At 32.1% G+C, this 18,399-nt stretch carries 17 protein-coding genes; 4 read left to right on the forward strand and 13 right to left on the reverse strand.

Going from position 1 to position 18,399, the window contains the following annotated elements:
• Positions 1-95: 95 nt before the first annotated feature.
• Positions 96-1,109 carry a glycosyltransferase family 9 protein gene (locus FLAK523_RS03755; RefSeq protein WP_248906673.1) on the reverse strand — a complete coding sequence of 338 codons (1,014 nt, stop codon included), beginning with the start codon at positions 1,107-1,109 and terminating at the stop codon, positions 96-98.
• 45 nt (positions 1,110-1,154) lie between these two features.
• Positions 1,155-1,760: a DUF4254 domain-containing protein gene (locus tag FLAK523_RS03760; protein ID WP_248906675.1), complete on the reverse strand. Its 606-nt coding sequence runs from the start codon at positions 1,758-1,760 to the stop codon at positions 1,155-1,157.
• A gap of 86 nt (positions 1,761-1,846) precedes the next feature.
• On the opposite strand from FLAK523_RS03760, the gene upp reads away from it, so the two are divergent.
• Complete coding sequence (gene upp, locus FLAK523_RS03765; protein WP_248906677.1) at positions 1,847-2,500, forward strand: uracil phosphoribosyltransferase; 654 nt, start codon at positions 1,847-1,849, stop codon at positions 2,498-2,500.
• On the opposite strand, the gene FLAK523_RS03770 is transcribed toward upp, so the two are convergent.
• Positions 2,495-3,424: a DUF6427 family protein gene (locus tag FLAK523_RS03770; RefSeq protein ID WP_248906679.1), complete on the reverse strand. Its 930-nt coding sequence runs from the start codon at positions 3,422-3,424 to the stop codon at positions 2,495-2,497. The two genes, upp and FLAK523_RS03770, sit on opposite strands and share 6 nt — an antisense overlap.
• A 142-nt stretch (positions 3,425-3,566) precedes the next feature.
• Between FLAK523_RS03770 and FLAK523_RS03775 the strand changes: the two genes are divergently transcribed.
• Entirely contained in the window at positions 3,567-3,800 is a 234-nt protein-coding gene (locus tag FLAK523_RS03775; RefSeq protein ID WP_248906681.1) for a uracil phosphoribosyltransferase, read from the forward strand.
• A 42-nt stretch (positions 3,801-3,842) separates the two neighbouring features.
• Here FLAK523_RS03775 and purD read toward each other — a convergent pair whose 3' ends face one another.
• Complete coding sequence (purD, locus tag FLAK523_RS03780) at positions 3,843-5,117, reverse strand: phosphoribosylamine--glycine ligase (RefSeq protein ID WP_248906683.1); 1,275 nt, start codon at positions 5,115-5,117, stop codon at positions 3,843-3,845.
• A gap of 131 nt (positions 5,118-5,248) precedes the next feature.
• On the opposite strand from purD, the gene FLAK523_RS03785 reads away from it, so the two are divergent.
• Complete coding sequence (locus FLAK523_RS03785; RefSeq protein ID WP_248906685.1) at positions 5,249-6,559, forward strand: phenylacetate--CoA ligase family protein; 1,311 nt, start codon at positions 5,249-5,251, stop codon at positions 6,557-6,559.
• Here FLAK523_RS03785 and FLAK523_RS03790 read toward each other — a convergent pair.
• From FLAK523_RS03790 to FLAK523_RS03800, 3 genes are all read right to left on the reverse strand, one after another.
• Complete coding sequence (locus FLAK523_RS03790) at positions 6,543-7,325, reverse strand: glycosyltransferase family 2 protein (RefSeq protein WP_248906687.1); 783 nt, start codon at positions 7,323-7,325, stop codon at positions 6,543-6,545. The two genes, FLAK523_RS03785 and FLAK523_RS03790, sit on opposite strands and share 17 nt — an antisense overlap.
• 1 nt (position 7,326) lies before the next feature.
• Positions 7,327-8,628 (reverse strand): undecaprenyl-phosphate glucose phosphotransferase, encoded by a 1,302-nt coding sequence (locus tag FLAK523_RS03795; protein WP_248908046.1) that lies wholly within the window; start codon positions 8,626-8,628, stop codon positions 7,327-7,329.
• Positions 8,629-8,690: 62 nt separating this feature from the next.
• A complete protein-coding gene (locus FLAK523_RS03800; RefSeq protein ID WP_248906689.1) occupies positions 8,691-9,674 on the reverse strand; it encodes a UDP-glucuronic acid decarboxylase family protein in 984 nt (327 codons plus the stop codon).
• Positions 9,675-9,849: 175 nt separating this feature from the next.
• On the opposite strand from FLAK523_RS03800, the gene FLAK523_RS03805 reads away from it, so the two are divergent.
• A complete protein-coding gene (locus FLAK523_RS03805) occupies positions 9,850-10,926 on the forward strand; it encodes a glycosyltransferase (RefSeq protein WP_248906692.1) in 1,077 nt (358 codons plus the stop codon).
• Here FLAK523_RS03805 and FLAK523_RS03810 read toward each other — a convergent pair.
• From FLAK523_RS03810 to FLAK523_RS03835, 6 genes are read right to left on the reverse strand one after another with little or no spacing between them, the layout of a single operon-like run.
• A complete protein-coding gene (locus FLAK523_RS03810) occupies positions 10,895-12,199 on the reverse strand; it encodes an O-antigen ligase (RefSeq protein WP_248906695.1) in 1,305 nt (434 codons plus the stop codon). The two genes, FLAK523_RS03805 and FLAK523_RS03810, sit on opposite strands and share 32 nt — an antisense overlap.
• Entirely contained in the window at positions 12,171-13,235 is a 1,065-nt protein-coding gene (locus tag FLAK523_RS03815; protein ID WP_248906696.1) for a hypothetical protein, read from the reverse strand. Before FLAK523_RS03815 ends, FLAK523_RS03810 begins: the two co-directional genes overlap by 29 nt.
• 11 nt (positions 13,236-13,246) lie before the next feature.
• The gene (locus FLAK523_RS03820; protein WP_248906698.1) at positions 13,247-14,341 is read right to left on the reverse strand and encodes a glycosyltransferase; all 1,095 of its coding nucleotides are present in this window, start codon (positions 14,339-14,341) and stop codon (positions 13,247-13,249) included.
• 10 nt (positions 14,342-14,351) lie between these two features.
• A complete protein-coding gene (locus FLAK523_RS03825; RefSeq protein ID WP_248906701.1) occupies positions 14,352-15,659 on the reverse strand; it encodes an MATE family efflux transporter in 1,308 nt (435 codons plus the stop codon).
• A gap of 58 nt (positions 15,660-15,717) precedes the next feature.
• Entirely contained in the window at positions 15,718-16,704 is a 987-nt protein-coding gene (locus FLAK523_RS03830; protein WP_248906702.1) for a hypothetical protein, read from the reverse strand.
• A gap of 9 nt (positions 16,705-16,713) precedes the next feature.
• Positions 16,714-18,393 (reverse strand): hypothetical protein, encoded by a 1,680-nt coding sequence (locus FLAK523_RS03835; RefSeq protein ID WP_248906704.1) that lies wholly within the window; start codon positions 18,391-18,393, stop codon positions 16,714-16,716.
• Positions 18,394-18,399 lie beyond the last annotated feature (6 nt).

An 18,399-nucleotide genomic window follows, 5' to 3' on the forward strand; every position in this document is an offset into this window, starting at 1 on the left:
ATTTATAACGAAATGTTTTTGATACTTCTTGGGATTTATAAAACCATTAAGAAATTTAGAGAAATTAAGGTAAAGCCTAAATGAAACTTAATTTCTTAATGGTTTATTTTTTCTTTGATTTTTTCAACGACTGCTTCTGGAGAAATTGTTCGCATCGCCTCTTCATAACCCGGAATTAATTTATTCCCATAGACAGAAGTTGGCAACATAGGATAAAGCGTCCTGTCAGAAACTAATGAATTAGATAATGGTTGATTAAAAGGCCTAAATCCTGCATAAGGATGTGTAGCTCCCCAAAGGGAAATTACGTCAACCCCTAGCATCGCTGCTATATGTGCATTCCCGGAATCCATAGAAAGCATAACATCAAGATTACTCATCAATTCCAGTTCTTGCTGAAACTTGATTTTTCCAGCCATATTAATGACATTCTCTTTGTTATTTGAAAGTGAATCTAAAATTTCAATTTCTTTTTTTCCTCCACCAAAAAGTAAGATTGTGTAAGAGGAATTATTCGCCAGTTGATCAATTACTTTTTTTATCAAATCCAAAGGATAAACTTTAGAATCATATTGTGCAAAAGGAGCGATTCCTATAATTTTATGGTGATTTGATCCAATTAATTCAAGAATATCTCCACTTAACAATGCTTTTTCAGGAAATGCTGGGTTCGATAAATCCAATTGAAAACCAAGCTGTTCAAACACTTTCTGGTGTCTTTCGAACATACTGGGAAGTGATTTGAATATTTTATTTTCTAAAAGAGTTAGCGCCTTTTTACCTTCACGTCCTTTATCTACAGCAGCATTTTTTTTTCCGCTTAAAGCAAATAATGTTCGCACAACTTTAGAACGCAATACATTATGCAAGTCGGCGAAAGCATCGATTTTCAGCTTTTGTAAATCTTTGAATAATTGAATAAGCCCTAAAAAGCCTTTATGACGCTCCTTTTCATCGAATGCAAAAAAAGAAACGTTAGCTATTCCTTCGAAAAAAGGTTTAAAAAAAGGTCTGGATACCACCGTTATTTTAACCGCTGGATACTGATTTACAAAAGCGCGTAAAACAGGAACCGTCATGGCGACATCCCCCATTGCGGATAGTCTCATGACGGCTATATGTTGAATAGTATTTGGCAATTTTTTTAAAGCCAATTATTTTTTGTTTTGGTACAAAACAGGATTCAAATCATCATCGTTGTACATTTTCATTTGTTTGTACACTTTCATGAATTTATCCCCGTTTTCAATATCAGTCAATAAATCATCAATTGCTGTTGACAAGTCAGATCTTTGCTCTAACAAGATGTTAAGTTTCAATTGACATTTGTCTCTATGGTCTTGAGAAGCTTCTGCACGAGTTGCTTCTTCATTCATGTGATAGATTTTTAAAGCTAAAATTGACAATCTGTCAAATGCCCAAGCCGGACTTTCAGAATTTATTTTAGCATTGTCTTTTACTTTCACTTCAGTGTATTGTTGTAAAAAGTAACTGTCAATATATTCCACCATATCCGTTCGTTCTTGATTTGAAGCGTCAATTCTTCTCTTCAAAGTTAAAGCGGCAACTGGGTCGATATTAGGATCACGAATGATATCTTCAAAATGCCATTGAACCGTATCAATCCAGTTTTTTAAATATAATAAATGTTCGAATTTATCTTTTGGGAAAGGATTGTTTATCGGTTGATCAACATTATCAAATTTATGATAATCTTTAATACTTTGCTCGAATACAGAATAAGCTAATTTTGAAAACATATTTTTAATATTTTATGGATACAAAGATACTTTTTATACTTTTATATTCTAAAAAAGTTTAAAATATTAATACTTAACCATAAGAAATGCAAATTCACCACCTATCTAAAGACAATAGTGTTCTCAATCATTTTCTAGGACAAATTAGAAATGTAGATGTTCAAAATGACAGTATGCGATTCAGAAGAAATATTGAGCGTATAGGAGAAATAATGGCTTATGAAATGAGCAAAACATTGAAATATAAGGAGGTCGAAATTAAAACTCCATTAGGAATTAAAAAAACCACTGAAATAGCCACGCCTTTAGTCTTGTGTTCCATATTGCGAGCTGGTTTGCAATTGCATCTGGGGTTTTTAAACTATTTTGATGATGCTCATAATGGTTTTATATCGGCTTATAGACACCATCCAAACAATGATGATTATTTTGATATTCTTGTCGAATACCAAGCTATCGCTGACATAAACAATAAATGTGTATTGCTTATTGACCCTATGCTTGCCACGGGACAATCTATCGTTGCCGTTTTTAATAAATTAATGGAGCGAGGTCTTCCAAAAGAAATCCACATTGCAGTTGTTATTGCAGCACCAGAAGGAATTGCACATCTTGAAAAACATCTTCCTGACCATTGTCATCTTTGGATTGCTGATTTAGATGAAAAACTGGATGAACACAGTTACATAGTTCCAGGTCTTGGTGACGCAGGTGATTTAGCCTATGGAAACAAATTATGATTGAGAGATAAACGCAAATAAACTACAGCAAATAAGCACAAATAAAACGATTTCCTGTCTCAATTTATGTTGGGGAATTTCTATATGACTGTTAGCCATTATTGCTAAAGGGGCAATGGTAAAAATCAGCAAATCATTACTTTTATTAGAGGAAACCAGAAAAATCAAAACACCTATAAAGAAGGATGCAATAACCTTTTTGAAAGAGTCGTGCAAAACTAACGGCCTGTTTGATATAGAAGCAATCATTGAAATAACAAAGAACAAAGCGATAGTAGCATAAATTGACAAGGCCCCGTTTTGATAATTATTAGTGAAATAATTGATTTCAAAGTTCGTGTTTACGCTTCTATAAATATATTCGTTGATGTCAACTTGGGATAAGATTCCAAAAAGAATGAAAATAATTCCAACAGCAATAAAGGCTATAAAAGGTAAAATCCAGTTTCTATAATCTCTGGCAACATGGAAAATGATCGAAATAAAAACCAGTCCGATGTACAGTATGCTCCAGAAATGAAATAAAGAAGCTACAAAAATCCACAATGAGGCGTCAAATATTTTTTCTTTTGTCGTCTTTAAGGATTGTAAAGCAATCAGTTTTCTAAGAGCCAGCAAGATGAAAAAGCTAGAGAATACCAAGTTTATGTTATCTAAAACTGGAGGGAAGAAAAGCAGGAATAAAAAATAGAATACTATCGTGTAACTACTGTCTTTACTCAATCCATTTCGTTTTGAAATGAAATTTGTAATTAAAACAGAAGCTAATAAAACGATAAAAATTCCGGCTTTTTGAATAATCAACAAAACGGAATTTGTCCATTCCAGATCTTGCGTTTGATATATTGAAAAGAAAACCAGCATTAAAATTACGACCAATGAAAAATTTAATGGTGTAGATTTTTTAAAAACACTTGTTATCATAAGGATATTTTATACTTTTGTGACTGTAAATATAATACTTGTTTAAAAAGGATACCCTCAAGTTGCAAAAAGATTCATTATTTAATTTTTTAAGCTTCCTGAGAATCTCAAAATAATCAATAACAAAATAATTTTATACAATATGAAAGCATTCTTTGAAGGAATTCAATACTTATTTGTGAATATTTTATTTGCTCCTATGGACTTTTTAAGTTCTTTAGAGCTTAAAAGTTGGTTTGGTGCCAATACAATTAACTGGATATTCATGATTATCTGTGCGTCTGCAATGGTTTATTGGATCAAACAATTAAAATTGCACCAAGACAATAACGAAGAAAACCAAGATACTACGGCTCACTCTTTTTTCTCAAAATAATCCCCCTAACTCCCTACTGGGAATTAGAGGATTAATTTAGGATTAAATTAAATCGAATCCGATATCTTTTCTAAAATACATCTTATCAAAATTTAGTTTATCTATGTTTTGGTAAGATTTTTTTATGGCCTCTTGAAAATCATCTCCGTATGATGTAATGGCCAAAACGCGTCCGCCATTAGAAACCACAGCGCCGTTATCTAATTTTGTTCCGGCATGGAATACAATAGAATCTGTAATGTTCTCTAATCCGGAAATTACTTTTCCTTTTTCGAAATCTTCAGGATAACCACCAGACACAACCATAATAGTAGTCGCGCTTCTTTCATCAATTTCCAGTGTAATCTCGTCCAGTTTTTCATTGGCCACAGCCAAAAACAACTCCACTAAATCAGATTTCATTCTTGGGATAACCACTTCGGTTTCCGGATCCCCCATTCTCACGTTATATTCAATAACTATAGGTTCGTTTTTTACATTGATCAATCCTATAAACACAAATCCTTTATATGGAATTCCGTCCTTTTGCAATCCTGCAATTGTAGGTTTCACAATACGTGTTTCTATTTTTTCCATTAATACGGCGTCTACATAAGGAACCGGAGAAACCGCTCCCATTCCACCTGTATTCAAACCTGTATCGCCTTCACCAATGCGTTTGTAATCTTTGGCTGTAGGTAAGATTTTATAACTTTTCCCGTCAGTAAGAACAAAACAACTTAATTCTATACCGTCAAGGAATTCTTCGATAACCACTTTAGAACTTGCAGCTCCAAATTTTTCATTCACAAGCATGTTGCGAAGTTCTTCTTGAGCTTCGGCTAAATCTTGAATAATCAAAACGCCTTTTCCAGCCGCTAATCCATCTGCTTTCAATACATAAGGAGGTTGTAAAGTAGCCAGGAAATCACATCCTTTTTCTACAGTATCAACTGTAAAACTATCGTAAGCTGCTGTGGGGATATTGTGTTTTACCAAAAATTCTTTGGCAAACTCCTTACTTCCTTCCAGTTGCGCTCCCATTTTAGAAGGTCCAATAACTGGGATATGTTTTAGTTTTTCGTCATTTAGGAAAAAATCGAAAATTCCTTTTACTAAAGGATCTTCCGGGCCCACGACAACCATATTTACATTTTCTTGGATTACAAATGCTTTTATGGCATCAAAATCAGTAGGACTCATATCAACATTTTGCGCTATTGATGCTGTTCCTGCGTTCCCAGGAGCTACAAAAAGTTTATCGCAAAGCGGGCTTTGAATCATTTTCCAAGCGAAAGCGTGTTCTCTTCCTCCTGAACCAAGTAGTAAAATTGTCATTTTGTTTTAGTTTAGTTGTCGTGCAAAAATAATTGCTTTTAGACTTAAAAAATAATTAAATGCCAAAAAATTGACGCTTCTTTCCTTTTAGTTGTAAGTAAGTATTATTTTTGATAAAACAATTGCTTAAAATGCTTCCAATTTTCGATTTAACGCTTCAAATAAATGGCTACCCAATTAAGGAAGCTAAAGCCGAATTGAATAAAATAAGTTCCTTTTCTGAAAAGGAGTACAATACTTTTATAGAAACCCAAAAAACCGCTATTGTTAATTATCATTTGCAAAACAATCCTTTTTATCAATCATTAGTTGGTAAAAAAACTTTTGAGAAATGGGATGATTTGCCGGTTCTAAATAAAACAAACCTACAAATACCTATATCTGAAAGACTTTCGGAAGGTTATACTTCGAAATCAGTGTATATTAATAAAACGTCAGGGTCCAGCGGGACACCTTTTATTTTTGCTAAGGACAAATACTGCCACGCTCTTACCTGGGCTTCGTATGTATATCGTTTTGGATGGTTTGGAATTGATTTCAACACCTCTTATCAGGCTCGTTTTTATGGAATCCCATTAGATTTTATTGGTAACAAAATAGAACGACTTAAGGATTTTTTGAGCAATAGGTTTCGGTTTCCCATTTTTGATTTATCAGATGCTGTTCTAGAAAAATTTTTAAGGAAATTCAAAACCAGAAAGTTTGATTACATCAATGGATACACGAGTTCTATCGTTTTGTTTGCCAAATTTCTACAAAAGAAAAACATTGTGTTAAAAGACATTTGTCCCACATTGAAAGTGTGTATGGCAACATCTGAAATGCTTTTTGAGGACGATAAAATTCTTTTAGAAAAACAGCTGGGCATTCCTATAGTCAACGAATATGGAGCTTCTGAACTGGATTTAATTGCTTTTCAAAATCCTGATGGAGAATGGCAAGTGAATGCCGAAACCTTATATATAGAAATTCTTGATGAAAATGACTTGGTTCTAGAGTATGGAAAAGAAGGTCGCATCGTGATAACTTCCCTTTTCAATAAGGCGCATCCATTTATCCGTTATGATATAGGAGACATTGGGATATTAGATGAAAAAAGCACCCTGCAAAAACCCATTTTGAAACAGTTAGTAGGCCGTACTAATGATATTGTCCATTTGCCAAGCGGTAAAAAATCCCCGGGATTGACTTTTTATTATGTAACCAAAAGCATCATAGAAGATGATGGCAACGTAAAGGAATTCATCATCAAGCAAACGAAAATTAACACTTTTGAAATTGAATATGTAAGCGATTCAGAATTAAATTCAGACCAAATTCAAAAAATAGAATATGCAATTGCGCAATATCTAGAACCCAATTTGATCTTTAGTTATAATAGAAAAAACACTTTAGAAAGAGCAAACAGAGGAAAGCTGAAGCAGTTTAAATCGATGCTTTAATTTTCTTGATGTACTTGGGTTTTATTAACAATTGCGTGAATAAAAACAGCTTCATACAGGCTACAGCGACAGGAAAACTAAAACCGTGAAACTTGCTATAAACAGCAAAGTTATATTGTATCAAATCAATTTTAGAAGTCGAAATAGAATTGTCACGGATTCTATAAAAAGCCAGGCTTTCAGGAACGGGTTTTGCGGTTTTTATTTTTTTAAGAATCGTAAGCCAAAGCATCCAGTCTTGGCGTTTTCGAATAGGAGAAATAGGGATTTTACCAAAATATTCAACATCATAGATTCCGGTTAAATTTCCAACGTAGTTGCATAAAAACAATTGCCTATAACTTAAATTTATTGGAGCTTCTACCCTTTTATTCAACGACTCCCCTTTTTCATTAATACAATCATAAAAAGAAAAAGTAAATGGTAAATTATTGACTTGCATAAACTCGATTTGCATTTCAAGTTTATTATTTTTCCAAAGATCATCCGCATCCAAAAAAGAAATATACTTCCCATTGCATTTAGAAAGAGCCGTATTCCTGGCGATACCAGTACCTGAATTTATAGCAAGTTGACAATACTGAATCCTTTTATCCAGCAGTGCCATTTGAGTAACTATAGCCATCGTATTGTCCTGAGAACAGTCGTCAACTAGAATTATTTCCCAGTTTTCATACGTTTGCTCTTGGACAGACCGTAACGTCTCTTCAATAAACACTTCGGAATTATACGTTGGGATTATAACAGATACTAATGGTTTTTCCATATTAATAAGCCTTTGATTCTCCTTTGAAAATATTGACAACCGTTTGAAAAATAATTTTTAAATCCAGGATTAAAGACCAGTTTTCGATATAAAAAACATCCAGTTTTATTCTATTGATCATATCCCTGTCATTTTCTATTTCACCCCTAAAACCACTTACTTGTGCCAGCCCGGTAATTCCAGGCTTAACACTATGCCTTACCATGTATTTTTTTATTTTGTTTCCGTAGGCTTTATTTTGAGACCATAAATGCGGACGAGGTCCCACAATAGACATCTCACCTAATAAAACATTGATAAATTGCGGCATTTCGTCCATACTGGTTTTTCTCATAAACCGTCCTATTTTAGTCACCCGTGGGTCGTTTTTGGAAGCCTCCGTTTCTGTCGATTTGTTGATTCTCATGGAGCGGAATTTATAACAATGAAATTCGTTTTCATCAATTCCTGGCCGACCTTGTTTAAAAAAAACAGGACCTCTAGATTCCAGTTTTATTAAAAGTGCTAAAAGCGGTGCAAGCCAAGACAACAAACCAATAATTACTATTAAAGAAAAAATGATGTCAAACGTTCTTTTAAAAATTCTTGTCTCAGGTTCATTTAACAACGTTTTTTTAAGAGATAGAACTGGGAAAAAATCGTAATAATCAATCTTTAATTTTTTTGAAAAAATGTCTTTAGTGTCAGGAATAAATTTTATGGTTTTATTATTCTCATCGGCAAAATCTATCAAATCTTTCAGTTTTCCATTTGGGATTTCATTCAGGGAGCAATATATTTCATGCACTTCATTTTCTAAAACGAATGACTTCAAATCTTCAATATTTCCTTTAATTTCAGGATTAGTTTTCTTTTCTGAAAAATATCCCAAAAACTGATAACCATAATCTTCCCTAATTTCAAAAAGTTCTTTTAACCGAATTGCTTCTGCTGTATATCCTATAATTACGGTGTTTCTATAATTGTTTCCCGTTGAAATCCTGTATTTTTTCAAATAATAAAACAAGCAAAATTTCGAAAAGGAAATTAGAAAAAAACTTGAAATTACAAATACAGTGATAGTCTTTCCGCTAAAAACCACATCAGTCGAAAATGGAAAAAAAGCAATGATTACCAAAAGAAACAAAATTCCTTGTTTCACTATTTTAGAAATGATTTCTACCGTGGTTGTAAAACGATATATACCGTAAAATTTAATAAAAAAAGCAATCGTAAGCCAAGCCGTTGTTTGATATAAAATATAATAAACAAAATTTAGATTTAGCCCCTTAAACAGCAAAATACTAAACACAGAAATGACCATTAGGTCAATAAAGATGCTAATGGGCCTGATGTATTTTGAATATCTTCCTATGCTGTGATTCACTAATTTATAAACTTAGAAAAGTCTTTATGCTCTTCTTTTAGAAGCTCTTCGCTTGATAATGATTTAAAATAGTCATAGGTGATTTTCATCCCCTCAGCACGATTTACTTTTGCTTCCCAACCCAATAATTCTTTTGCCTTTGTAGTATCTGGCTGTCTTTGTAAAGGGTCGTTAACAGGCAATGGGAAATAAACAACTTTTTGTTTAGTTCCTGTTAATTTAATAATCTCTTCGGCAAAGTCTTTTATCGTAATTTCATCGGGATTACCAATGTTTACTGGATAAACATAATCAGAATGCAGTAATCTATAAATACCCTCAACCTGATCATCAACATAACAAAAAGAACGGGTTTGCATCCCATCACCAAAAATTGTTAGGTCTTCACCACGTAGCGCCTGACCTATAAACGCAGGAATAACCCTTCCGTCGTTAAGTCGCATTCTTGGTCCATAAGTATTAAAAATTCGTACTATTCTAGTTTCAACACCATGAAAAGTATGGTATGCCATTGTAATCGATTCCTGAAAACGTTTGGCTTCATCGTAAACTCCTCTTGGCCCTATGGTATTTACATTACCATAGTACTCTTCCGTTTGTGGATGAACTAATGGATCTCCATATACTTCTGAAGTGGAAGCGATAAGAATTCTGGCATTTTTCACTCTAGCTAATCCTAAAAGATTATGAGTTCCCAGAGAACCTACTTTTAATGTTTGTATCGGGATTTTTAAATAATCAATTGGACTTGCGGGTGATGCAAAATGTAAAATGTAATCCAGCTGACCTGGAACATGGACGAATTTTGTAATATCATGATGGTAAAACTCAAAATTTTCAAGTTTAAACAAATGTTCTATATTTTTTAAATCTCCAGTAATGAGATTATCCATTCCAATTACAAAATAACCTTCTTTAATAAAACGATCACATAAATGTGACCCTAAAAACCCCGCAGCACCTGTGATAAGTATCCTTTTCATAACTAATTTTTACTGATGCAAGGTATAAAAAAAACATTTAACAATATAGCACCTGACAAAACCGGTTCATTAAAAGAAAAAAATAGAATCGTATTAATTCAAAATATTCCTTTTCCTATTGAAAGCATTCCTACATCAATTTTATCTATTTTTGTGTATCTAAAAAACATCCATTTTGAAAGTTGTTCATGTTGTAGAAGCACTTGCTGGTGGAGTTACCACCTATTGCAAAGATTTATCGTTTTTTTTTGGAAATCCTGAAAAAAATGAAGGCATTAACACCACTATTATTTATAGTGCAAATCGTATGGAGGTCGATCCTGTCAACATTGCAAAGGAATTTTCAAAAGGAATTTCGCTTATTGAATTGAATATGGTTCGGGAATTTTCTCCGCTTCAGGATATAAAATCAGTCCTGAAGTTAATAAAAGAACTTAAAAAAATCAAACCTGATGTTATCCACCTACATTCTTCAAAAGCAGGAGTTTTAGGCCGAGTTGCAAGTTTCTTTCTATTCAAAAAAGTTAAACTATTTTACAGCCCTCATGGCTATTCTTTCCTTAGAACTGATATATCTAAAACCAGTAAAAAAGTCTATTGGATGATTGAAAAAAGTTTTCAAAAAATATTTGGAGGTAAAACCGTTGCTTGTGGTGATACCGAATATGAAATTGCAAAGAAAATAGGGGATTCTTCTCTAGTGAGAAACGGTATCAATATAGAAGAGGTAACTAAAAATTGTACCGAGAATAAGAACGACATTTTAACGGTGGGAATTGTAGGCAGGATTACATATGCCAGAAACCCTAAATTGTTTAATGAAATAGCTTTAAAACACCCTAATCTCAATTTTGTATGGATAGGTGATGGGGAATTAAACCACCTAATAACTGCCCCGAATATTAGAATCACGGGCTGGTTTTTACAACGAGAAAATGCTTTAAAGGAATTGGATAAAATTGATATTTATCTTCAAACTTCGCTTTGGGAGGGACTGCCAATAGCTTTATTAGAAGCTATGGCAATGAAAAAGCCAGTTTTGGCCACAAATGTAATTGGAAATAAAGATGTTGTAATTCCAAATGAAACAGGATTCCTGTTTGATGATATAAATGAGCTAGATAGTTATTTCGAAATTTTAAAAGAGGAAAAAACAAGGGTGCGTTTTGGTGAAAAAGGACTAATAAGATGTGAAGAATTATTTGACCAAAATAAAAATTTTAAAGAACTGATTTCTCTTTACAAACAATAGCTTTCTCTTGCAACCAATAACTCCCAAAGATTGAAAACCACAATCCGCTGAAAGCAATTCCGTCAAAACGAAGCAGAAAATCGTCCGTGAGATTTGAAGTAAAAAAAAGGAAAAAGAACGAAAAGATAATTCCGTTTTTTAAATCAAAACCTAAGTAACCAATTGTGAAAATGTATAAACTCACAACTACAGGTCCTAAAACGCCAAACTTCAATAAAAAATCAAGAAACTGATTGTGAGTAGGAAATTCATATTTGGCCAGAAAATGTTGGTTCGTTTCTTTATAATATTTAAATAATTCCGGCTTACCATCTGAAGCTCCCACTCCAAAAGGAAGGTGTTTTATGGACAATTCCCAAGCTGATTTCCAAATTGATAAACGAGTTACAAAGGAATTGAAAACTTTATTTTCTGGATTTTCAATTTCATCAAGTTTCCCCACTTTATCCATATAAGCAAATGTAATTGAAGAATATTTTTCTTTCATATAAGTATTTTTTTGAACAAATAAATAAACTATCCCTCCTAATAAAAGTGTTGTAAATGCAACTATAACAATGACTTTTTTGAAATTTTGATTTCTTGTAATTTCGAAGAAAAAGACAATTCCAATGCCTACAAGAACATTAAATAATGCCATCCTGGTATTTACAAAAAGTACGAAGAAAAAAGAAGCCATAAAAACCAAGAGCCTAAAGATCTTATTGATTAAGCTTTTTCTTTTTCGAAAAGAATAAAACACAAAATATAAGTTGATTATGGTAACAAATGCGAGATGCATATTAAGTGCTGGAGCGTGTATACCTATGCTGTTTGAGAATTCATATCCCATTTCCCATAAATCGATTCCGCTTAAATATTTATGCATTAACTCCGGATAAACAACATTAAAACGAACGAAGAAAATTAAAATAATTAGCGTGGTTATAACACCATAATACTGGATTAATTTATAAAATTGCACTCTTTTATAGTTCCCTAAAATAATAAGCGGAAAAAGGAATAGAGAAACACTTTTTTCTAAAGATTTTAAACCTCCACTATAAGAATCGTTGTTCCAGAAAAAGAGCAATTCGAGAACAAATGGTGATGCTATAACAAGCCCTAATACTAGTGCTTTTTTATTTAATTCTGTTTTTTTAAAAAACAGCAAACTAAAAACAGCAAATAGTAAAATTAACCAAGTACAAGGTTTCCTAAAAATCATCATACTTGCAATTGAAATCAAAAAAACAGTGAAAATTTTATTGAAGTTCTTTTCGGAAATATTCATAATACAAAGCATAATAGATTAATGGAAAAACTCCTATTTTATGTCGAATGGCGGTTCCTAAATCGGGTTCAAATACACCTTGAACTATAAAATAAGAAAAGAGGATAAGCAATATCCAAAGTTCATTTTTATACTTCTCCCTTTCTTTTAAACATTTAGAAAAACGAACAAACAAGATATAAAATAGTAATAATTCCCAAATAACAAAAGCAATAATTTGAGGTGACAAAAGATGTTTTAAACCGTTTACAGGAATATTAACAGAGAAAAAACCATAAAAAATGCCAATCGTTTCTCCATACCAAGTGTCAGGTTTAATGGGAGATGCTATCATAGAATTAGCATCGGCTGAATTCATTCGATCCATATTCACCACTTCCCTACTGCGTTCCGATAAATATTCCCCTTTCATCATCCCATAACTTAGGGACAATAATACTGCCGTTATAAGTCCATAAAAAACAGTTGTAAGTGTTTTATTTTTAAATTTAATAAAACTAACGAAATACATTGCAAAGGCAATTATGGGTATTAACACAAAATATGGGCGATATAAAACTCCAAATAAAACAATCAGAAACATAGAAAGGAAAAGTGCTTTTTTAAATCTTATCTTACTATTATTAAACAGGAATACGATTAGTGACAAGTATAAAAAGGTAATGAACTCTTTTGATGGCATCGACATAAAAATCGCAATCATAAAAAAACCCAAATAAACCAAGAGGTTTTTTACGTAAATTTTTTCAAATTTTTCTGGAATCCCTATTTTATAAAGTACATAAATGAGTATTGGATATTGTATTAAAGCGATCAAAGGAAAAGGTAAATAACGTAAACCTGATACTTTATAAAACAGTATTGTAAGCGGGTAACTGCCAAAAAAACCTATTTCATTTCCTTTGTCGAATGCAATTAAGGCTGCGTCATAAAAAAAACGTTTTGGCAATATATAAAACGCAAAAAAAGCCACAAATAAATTGGTTACAAATAACATTAAAAAAACCGTTGTGCTTTTTTTTATAGTAATTCTCATTGTTATTAATTCTATTTATTTAATAGTTTTTTATATAATTCTAAATGTTTTTCTTCCATAAACTGAATGTCATATTGTTTAGATTTTGTTTTACACGCATTTGCTATTTCGTTATAATAACTTTGATTGTTAATTAACTTTTCAATGAAAAACACCAATTCTTTTATGTTCCCTTTTTCAAACAAAATCCCACCGCCTTTTACTATATCTGACATTCCGGGAACATTAGACGCAACAAAAGGTTTTCCTGCAGCCATACTTTCCACTGCCACTAAACCAAATCCTTCCCAGTTAGAACTTAAAATAGATATGTCAGCAGTTTTTAAAAGTTGTGGAATATCCATTCTCAATCCCATAAATATCACTCTACCATTTAAATCAAGTTTTTGAACTAAATTTTCGCAGCTTTTACGTAAAACCCCGTCTCCTACTAATAGTAATTTCACCTCTTTTGGTAAAAATTTCAAGGCATTAATTACAGTTTTTTGATCTTTCTGTTTACTAAATCGGGAAACTTGAATTAACAATATATCCTGATCTTTCCATAAACTAGATATTTCGCTTTTTAGATATGGCGTGGCTTTATAAATTTCATTTAAATTAATCCCGTTTTCGATTTTAATAAACTTAGTTTTTTCTAATCGAGTATACTTCTGAAATGTATTTAAAATTTCTTCAGAAACACAAACTACTTTGTCATAAAAACGATAAAAAAAACGGTCAATATTCCTTAAAAAATAATTCTCTTTTCTGGGGTTTGTCGTATTGTGTTCCGTTAATACAAGTTTAATTTTCGAAAACGAAAATAGCTTTGCCAAAACTACCCAATATTGAGTTGGGAATAAATGTACATGAGCAATGTCATATTTTTTTAAAAAAGGGATGATTTTAAAAATAGTAATCGGATTATAAACTGAATGTTTCCCTAGTGAATAGATAGAACAACATTCAGCCGCTTTTAAAGCAGTCATAAACGGACAATCAACATCTTTTAAAACCAGTAAATCAGCTTGAATTCCACTATTATTATAATACGGCAAGGTCTCTAAAAGCAGCTTCTCAGCTCCTCCGGATTCTAAACTATTTATAATATGTATAATTTTCATATGATGTCTTCTAGTGCAAAAATACCTTTACTTTATCTTTACGCACTATTATTAGTGCCGAAACTAAATTCCAAAATATCGAACTCGCCACAAAAGCAATTGCAGCTCCATTCAAGCCAAATTCAGGTATTAGAAACCTATTTAAGACGAAATTAATGCATACTGCAATTAACAGTATAACTTGAAAATTCTTTTGCCTACCGGTCATGTTTAAATAAACCGGTGCTGATCCAAAAGCAGAGCAAATAACTTGGCCTATCATTAATATAATTAATGCTTGTTGAGCAGCTATATATTCTTTACCAAAGAAACCCAAAATCTCTTCCGAAAAAAAACATACAATTAACGCTGCTGGAAAAGTCAACAAAAAAATCAAACGGGAACTATTTCTAACTGTTGATGCTAATTTAATTGCATCATTTGACGAAAAATATTCAGCAATTTTAGTAGAAACAGTAATGTTTACCGTAATAATAACCATCGAAATAATAGTCATTAATTTTACTGATAAAGCATAAAATGCGACAGCTTCATCATTTAAATATTTTTTCAAAAAAAGTATATCAAGGCTCATTAATAAGAACAAAGCCATGCCGCTAATGGCTATAGGATAGGATTTAGTTACTATTTCTTTATACGTAAAGGAATTAACCTCGTTTTTGCCTGGAAGTTTTTTTAAATAATAATAGAGCAAACCACTGGTTACAAAAGCAAGAATTAAAAAACCAATCAAAAAAACGTCTATCAAAAAATGTTCGTCATAATAATAGAATACTATAATGGCACCTATACTCATTGGAATATACTTAATAGTATTTCTAAAAATCTCAGCAACGTATAAACGGTCTAAAGCCCGAAAAACTTCTGTATTTAAAGTGGTGATACTATAAAAAAACAAAACTCCCGAAGATTTTAATAACATAGGGTGAACCGCTGGATCCGAAAAAAAATGATCAATATATTGTTTATCAATACACAGTATCACTAAAAATATAAGGATTGACATTGAAAAAACAATGCCAACCATCTTTTTATAAGTATTTTTAATATCTGAAACTCCATTTACACCCTTTATTCTTCCGCTAAAATATAATATAGACTGGTCACAACCTAAAAGACAAATACTCCCAATTACCAAAAGAAATGAACGTACAAAATCATATTGACCAACGGTTTTTGGCGTGAAATTTTTAGTGAGAAATAAAGTAAATCCAAATAAAATAACAACCCCAAAAACTCTAAATAATAAAGTTGTTACGCTTTGAAAAATAAAAGGATTCTCCCTTATTTTTTGAAGATTAGAGCTAATTATATTCAAGCTTACACTATTTAATTTGAGATATGAATTGAATTTTATGGATAAAATATAGCGTTTATCAAGCCCTTTCTTCAATTAATATCACTTGTTTTCTATAAAAGGAAATGAATAATTTGATGGAAATAAAAAACAACAATAAAGCCAATGGCAAAATAAATTTTAATTTACCATTGATGGATTTAGTATTTGTAATGTTTAAAGCAACTGCATTATCATTAATGATTTTAGTAGCATTGTACTGCTCTATTTTCAACGAACCAACTTGACTAACTAATGAATCTTTTGTATTAACAAGACTGTTTAATTGTGTGTTCTCGTTATAATAAATGAGCTTATCGCTGGTTATGGAATTCAAATTTTTATTCGAAAATTCCGAAATTATTTGATCAATTTGAACAACAATTTCTTCTTTTGCTTTTATTTTATCTTGAATGTTAGTTGCTGAAATTTTTTGAATTTCCTCAAAATAAGTACTTCTGTTTAAGAAGTTTAATACAGGTTCCACAAAATCATTATTAGTTGATTTCTTAGTAGTTGAAATTATAATGGTATGGAAATTATAATTTTTACTAGTGGTACTTTCTTTCACTATTGTTTTTAAATCACCGTTTTGAGCCATTAATTCTAAAAGCTCAATATTATGTTCGTTATTGTTTATAAACTTATAAACGTCTACAATAGGTTCAATTGAAACTTTGGTTATTTCTAAGGGTTTTTGAATGCCTAAAGACTTTAAAAACAAAGTATCCTTTTCATTAATTTTTGAAGCTATCAAATCAATTTTTGAGTACAAATAGTCCGTGGATTTAAAGTTAGGAGCTACAATTATTTGATGATCGTAAACTTTTCTGTTTTTATCAATGTAAAAACCTATCCCGAAACCAATAATTAATAGTATCGAAATTAATATGGCGTTTTTCACAAAAAAGCGAATACATTTGAATAATAATGTATTAATCCACTGGAAAAATTCTCCAATTTTATTAAACAGTGAAAATAAATCAATCTCTTGATTTTCCTGATTATTAGGTACGTTTGTACTCATTAAATTCAATTATTTTACGTTAAAAATTTGTTCCAATATCTTAATGGTGATCAAATAAGTAGGTTTTACACCCGTGGTTCCTAGACCTCCAGAAGCTAAAGTACTACCTGTTTCTAACGGATTATCCGAGGCATAATAAGCATATCTTACTTTTACGTCTTGCGGCACACTTTTTCTGATTTTTGAAGCGGATTGAATGGCTTTTTGATAATAAGAACCTTCCATCTCTAGTCCAATAACTCCCCAAGTTGATTCGTGGAAGAATTTTAATAAATCCCTGTTTTGCAATGAAGTTCCAAGAACGGTAACCATAGGTCCGGCAAAAACAGCGATGTCATTGCCTTCAAACATATCTGCTGTTAATTCATTTTCAAAAAAGTAATTGTCAGCAGTTCCTTCATTAATATGTGCATTTGGAATCATAATATCCCCTTTTCCGCCTTCAAGAATTCCTGCTTTTCCCATAATGGAAACCGACTCCACATTAAGCAGGGTGTCTTTTTTAAATGGTTTCAGCAACTCGTCAATTGTCTCGTAAGCCTGTTCTCCAAAAGCGTAATCCATAACGATTAACACCGGTTTTTTATCTCCTAAATTAGCTGTAGGAAAAGATGAGTTGGCCCAATTAATCTTAGCCGTATCAAAAATTTGAACATCTATATTAGTCCCTGAACTATCCAGTACTGAAATCATTCCTTGTTTTAGCGCTACATCAGTTACTTTATTACGCACTTCATTCGCCCCTGATTTACTCAACTCCTCGTATATAAAGAAATCAGATTTTTCCTTGAACTGATTTTTTAAAGTTTTTGTGGCAAAAATAGAATTCATTACTGAATGCATGTTCGCGCTAATGACATGAATGGGACGATCAATAAGATTGTTTTCTTTTAAAACCTCCTTAATGTTAGTAGCCCATATTTCACCGTGAATGTGGTGTCCTAAACGCTCCCTTAATATGGGACTGAAAGTGATTGTTCTTTTATTGTTTTCGACAATTTCTTCAATGGCTAATTTTCCCAACCAATAAATCACATCTAAAAAACGGTCAGGTGAACTGTCAGACCCAAAAGAATCATATATGTCTAATACTTCTTCAAAAGTTCTTCCCAGAATATTCGCGGTATGAGAGATTGCTTTCTCCTTCTCAATAAGGGTTAGTTTTTTTGTTTGTGAAACCGCTTGTTCCAGTTTCATCCAATCACGGGAAACTTCTCCTGCATCGTCCAATAAAACTCTGTTGCGAATTTTATGCGATTCAATGAAAATAAAGGTTAGATGCGTCAAAATATCATAGATATCCGAGCGTCCACGAGTGATTTCCACATTCATTTGCTCCTCATCGATACGGTAACAATTTCTTCTTCTTTTTGGAGGAACAATCGCTTGAAAATGAGATTTTGAATAACCTTCGTCAGAAGTAAGGTTGATAAAACGGCATTCTTCAATTCCCTTTGGAAGTCTTTCTATAACGTATAAAAGTCCGTTAAGTTCCACTTTTTCCTCAGCAATATTTCCATAAATTTCAGGACGTAAGGCCAATAATGCTTCACGCAATGTATCACCCGAAACACCCATTGGTTTGTAAAAACCCCTGTTGAATAAATGGCGCATAGTGATGTACATTTTCTCTATGGCTGCCGATGATTCCTGCGCTCTTGATCTTGATATATTTTTAGTCTCTTTCATTTTTAT

The organism is Flavobacterium sp. K5-23 (assembly GCF_023278045.1).
GTDB lineage: Bacteria > Bacteroidota > Bacteroidia > Flavobacteriales > Flavobacteriaceae > Flavobacterium.